3 protein-coding genes are annotated in these 2,310 nt (G+C 35.2%); all 3 read right to left on the minus strand.

What is annotated here, in order from left to right; translation table 11 throughout:
- Nucleotides 1–228: 228 nt before the first annotated feature.
- Nucleotides 229–684, minus strand: coding sequence for a hypothetical protein (locus CWB66_RS20925; RefSeq protein WP_138586954.1), 456 nt, complete (start codon nt 682–684; stop codon nt 229–231).
- Between the two features lie 154 nt (nt 685–838).
- A complete protein-coding gene (locus CWB66_RS20930; protein WP_138586955.1) occupies nt 839–1,231 on the minus strand; it encodes a hypothetical protein in 393 nt (130 codons plus the stop codon).
- The coding region (locus CWB66_RS20935; protein ID WP_138586956.1) for a DNA/RNA non-specific endonuclease at nt 1,228–2,310 on the minus strand (1,083 nt) is incomplete at its 5' end. The genes CWB66_RS20935 and CWB66_RS20930, both read right to left, overlap by 4 nt.

Below are 2,310 nucleotides of genomic sequence, written 5' to 3' on the forward strand. Positions count from 1 at the left end.
TGGGTGTCTAGTTTATTTTGCACTAAACAAAGCCTAGTACTTAGTTCGCCAAACAGCAAAAATTAGGGTGGGTGTCTAGTTTATTATGGTTTTATTTAAATAATAAGAGTACTAATTTGTACTTAATACTTTATTTAAAACACCTTAATTATAATTAATCAAAGCACATTTTTAATGTGCTTATCAGTGATATTAACCTTATCTTTTGGAAAAAACTTTGTAGGATATTTATTTTTTATTTAAATCGTCTAAGTCTATCTCAGTACCAAATGGCACCATTAATGTTTTCTCTACCATCTGCTCAACTTTTTCGTCATTTAATCTCGATAACGAATAAAATAGTTCTTGATTGACGTGTTTTGGGGTAGAGGCTTCATCTTTATCAAATGCTAAAAATGGATTGCTATCGCATACTTCTGATACTTTAAAATTGAGTAAACTATCAACGTATGACTTTAAATCTTTAAAACTATAGAGGTCTTTCAAAGAAGCAAGGTCGTCGTACTCTTCTTTATCTTCAGGGAAGTCAAATAAAAATACTCCCTGAGTCGGCAAGGAGTATTGCTGACAACAAAGATCACAGTACCAAGTCAGAGTATAATGCTCAGCACTGATTCCAATAATATATGGTTTTGGAATTATTTCGCTTTCTTTATCAATAAGATCATGTAAATGACTACACACTTTTTCACTTGAATTAATAGTAAAATTTAATTTTTTGCTCGGTTTCATCTGCGACTTCCAAGTTTAAAAAGCTTTAAGCCTAATAAAAACGTTATTAGACTTAATTATAATACTCGTAAGATACTCTACGTATTTATTAATATTACGTTAAAACTCAATCAAACTTAGGGCGAAGTTTCTCTCTCATTTCGAACATATTACTAGGTGTAATAGCCCACCGTTTTGGATCATCAAATTCAAAATCTATTTTAAAACGCTTCGTTTCATTTTCCATTTGGAATAAAAGTTGATTAAACTTATCACCGCATTGCTCATAAATATCTTCTCTTAGTTGCTCTAAAGTATTGTCTAATAGCAACTGTTCATCTTCAATTGAAGCTGTAGCAGGTCTAACCTTCTCGCCATTGTATAAAAAACCTGAATTAGATATGTGCCCTTCTCCGAACTCAAAAACAAACACAAATTCCGTCCAAGGGTTTTCCTCAACTTTTTTACAACGTAAAAATAATCCCGCAATTTCAATTAATGTTTCATCTTTTATATTCATAACAATCCCTTCAACTTCTCAATATCTTTCTTAGTAACTCGACCAAAAGTCTCACCACTTTGGTTATTAAACTTATGCCGCTTTTCATAAACCACATCATCAGTATTAGGGTCACACACCTCATATTCACTAATGACATCAGTAGGTCGAGCTGATCCAGGGGGCTCAAGCGAAACCTTTAGTTTGACCTCATATCCAGCATCGGTCCAATCGGCCCACTCATTTTCCATCGACTTATAACTACCTCGATTGAAGTTAGAGTTCTGCGGAAATAAGTTTTTTTCTCCTTGATCACTCATAAAGCGATGGCCAACTAAATGACCGCCATCATCATCAGTTAACCTAGCCTCACCACCAGCTTCACTTTGTGCTTTCTTCTCTTTAGATGATCGCTTGCCATGATAAGTAGATTTTAACGTTGCCTCAACTGAAATAGGCCTACCTTTACTATCAATTTTCCACGTTGCTTTGTTATCCTCAAACTCTTCAGCAACTTCTGAAATCTCTTCTTCGCCAATTTTCCCATTCATCATATCACGTGTAAATTTACGGACTGATTTATCTCGAATAGAGGAACTCTTTGGCGTACCTTCTATACCACCAGCCTCCAATACATCGAAAACATGCGCTAGGCAGCTTTGAGTAGCAGCATCATATAAAGGAGTTTGTAAATTATCAGGATCACCATCAGCAGCATCAAGAGCTATTTCACTATTGAGCATTAGCTGTCTTTGTAAATCAATCGCAGCAATCGCATTTGGTAGTTTTATCGTAGCTTTTTCTATTAATTTGCCAGCAAAATCATCCTCTTCATCGTAGCTATCAATAAGAGTTCTACTACTAATACCATTATCATCAGTTCCACCTAGTTGATGAGTTTTAGTAACCTCAAATTTAGTTTTTATCTGAATAGCAAAGTGAGTATCTTTACCACGACCTATTCTTAGGACTGTAGCTACACCTTCCTTACAACTCAACCCAAACGGATCCACCCAATTAACCGGGTTCGGTGCATATTGATAGTGGTTTATCCCACCCACAAGCCCTATCGGATCTTGATTTATAAAGCGCTGTTGTTT

This window comes from Pseudoalteromonas sp. S558 (assembly GCF_005886635.1).
GTDB lineage: Bacteria > Pseudomonadota > Gammaproteobacteria > Enterobacterales > Alteromonadaceae > Pseudoalteromonas > Pseudoalteromonas aliena.

Coding starts and splice junctions, on each gene's coding strand:
- CWB66_RS20930 (WP_138586955.1), bottom strand. CDS start 1,231: ATGAATATAAAAGATGAAACATTAATTGAAATTGCGGGATTATTTTTA.